This window comes from Sphingomonas sp. 66-10 (assembly GCF_001897045.1).
In the GTDB taxonomy this organism is placed as follows: Bacteria; Pseudomonadota; Alphaproteobacteria; order Sphingomonadales; family Sphingomonadaceae; genus Sphingomonas; species Sphingomonas lycopersici.
The window spans coordinates 34,900-36,958 of record NZ_MKRR01000147.1 but is presented as its reverse complement, the minus strand read 5'-3'; the positions used below and the strand labels follow the sequence as shown (position 1 = coordinate 36,958).

The following is a 2,059-nucleotide window of genomic DNA, read 5'->3' as shown; positions in this document are numbered from 1 at the left end:
GCAATTGCTCAAGGGCGTGGCTCTCTCGACTTTGCTGGGCGTCGGCACCGAACTGACGTTCGGCAACGACGAAAGCGATCTCGTTCGGGCGATCCGTCAATCGACCCAGCAGTCGGCCAGTCAGGCCGGGCAGCAGATCGTCACCAAAAACCTCAATATCCAGCCCACCATCACCGTCCGTCCCGGCTGGCCACTGCGCATCATTGTCCACAAGGACATCGTGCTGCGGCCCTGGGCCGGCGCTCGCTGAAAAGGAGACGCCCGATGCTCAAGCTCGCAAAGCTCCCCGACCGCACGCCGGTCAAGATCACGCTGACGGTCACGCCTGATCTTGCCCATGCGCTTACCGCTTATGCCGCGCTCTATAACCGCACCTATGCCGACAAGGCGGAGGTGGCGGATTTGATCCCCGCCATGCTCGACGCTTTCCTCACCAGCGATCGTGCTTTTGCCAAGACGCGCAAGGATGGGGAGGCTCGGCCATGAAACCCGTCAATATCGTGATCGGCCGGTTCAAGCGGTCCAGACCGGGGGGCTGGGAAGGCGAAATCAACACGCTCACCATCCAGCGCCGGATCAGGCTGGTGCCGAATGATGACCGCGTGAGCGATGGCGCCCCGGCCTTTCGCGTCATGCTGGGCTGGCAGCATATCGGCAACGCCTGGGAGCGCACTTCAAGGAGCGAGCCGCCGCGTGACTATCTGCGCGTCATCATCGACGATCCGTTCTGTCCGCTGCGGGTCGTGCTGTTCACCGACGAGAACGGCGAAACCGCTCGGCTCTGCTGGAGGCCCGATCGGGATGGAGCCTTCTGATCGCATTCTGACGATCAGGGAAGCCGCCGGGCTGCTGAAGGTTCACCCGAACACAATTCGCAGCCTGCTGGCCGAAGGCCACATCCCTGCCGCGCGGGTCGGGCGCCAGTGGCGCTTTCTGGAGAGCGAGCTTGTCGCCTGGATTCGGACAGGGTATTCTTGCCCCGCACGGATGCAGTCGAGTGCCCCAACAAAGGAGGCATCATGGCACTCTATAAACGTGCAGGAACATATTACCTCAAGTTCACAGCACCTGACGGAACGCTCATTAGACGCACTACTGGAACGACCGACAGGCAAAAGGCCTTGGAATACCACGACAAGCTGAAGGCCGAGCTGTGGGATCTTGCCAAGTTGAAGCAGAAGCCGAAACGGACCTGGGACGAGGCGGCTTTGCGGTGGCTGAAGGAGAAGGCACACAAAAAGTCCTACCGGGACGATGTGAGCCGTATCCGCTGGTTCACCACGCATCTGCGCGGCAAGACACTGGAACAGGTGAGCAGGGACATGATCGACCGGCTCATATCGCGTCATTTCGCCCGCAAGAGCGATCGCACCAAGGATTTATATGTTGCGCTCATTCGCGCGATATTCCGGAAGGCGATGCGGGAATGGGAATGGATCGCGCATATGCCGGCGTTCAAGACCTATGCGCGTAGCGGCAAGGTCAGGGTGCGGTTTCTCACCCACGATCAGGCGGCGGCGCTCATGGATCGGCTTCCTGAACACCAGCGCGAGGTGGTGCTGTTCGCTTTGTCCACTGGCTTGCGTCAGGGCAACATACTCCATCTGCGATGGGATCAGGTCGATATGACCCGCCGCATCGTGACGATCGAGTATGGCGAGACCAAGAACGGGGAGGCGCTTGGCGTCCCTCTGAACGAGGCGGCTCTTGGCGTATTACAGCGGCAGAGGGGAAAGCATCCGGTCCATGTGTTCACTTTCGCCGGCAAGCGGCTGGCGAATGCGAATACGCGAACGTGGCGTGCGGCGTTGAAGGCTTGCGGGATCGAGGATTTCCGCTGGCACGATCTGCGGCACACCTGGGCGACATGGCTCCGGCAGAATGACGTGCCCACCTGGGTGCTTCAGGAGCTGGGGGGATGGAAGTCGGAGACGATGGTGCGGCGCTATGCCCACATGTCGGTGAAGCACCTCCAGCCCTATGCCGACAAGCTGATTATTCCGGACACAATGGACACAGTGCCTAAGTGTCCGGAAGGGTTGGAGGCTCCAGGACACAA

Annotated in this window: 4 protein-coding genes and 1 pseudogene; all 5 read left to right on the top strand. The window is 60.9% G+C overall.

Translation table 11 applies throughout. The annotated features are described in order from the left end of the window. The coding region (locus BGN95_RS21925) for a TrbI/VirB10 family protein (protein WP_286773997.1) at positions 1-250 on the top strand (250 nt) is incomplete at its 5' end. Between the two features lie 14 nt (positions 251-264). Continuing rightward, positions 265-486 carry a DUF2274 domain-containing protein gene (locus BGN95_RS21920; protein WP_286773996.1) on the top strand — a complete coding sequence of 74 codons (222 nt, stop codon included), beginning with the start codon at positions 265-267 and terminating at the stop codon, positions 484-486. Then, positions 483-815 carry a DUF736 domain-containing protein gene (locus BGN95_RS21915; protein WP_286773995.1) on the top strand — a complete coding sequence of 111 codons (333 nt, stop codon included), beginning with the start codon at positions 483-485 and terminating at the stop codon, positions 813-815. Before BGN95_RS21920 ends, BGN95_RS21915 begins: the two co-directional genes overlap by 4 nt. Beyond that, positions 802-954, top strand: a pseudogene (locus tag BGN95_RS21910) (helix-turn-helix domain-containing protein); the annotation flags it as partial. The gene BGN95_RS21915 and the pseudogene BGN95_RS21910, both read left to right, overlap by 14 nt. Positions 955-1,019: 65 nt before the next feature. Next, on the top strand, positions 1,020-2,059 hold a 1,040-nt coding region (locus tag BGN95_RS21905; protein ID WP_286773994.1), incomplete at its 3' end, for a tyrosine-type recombinase/integrase.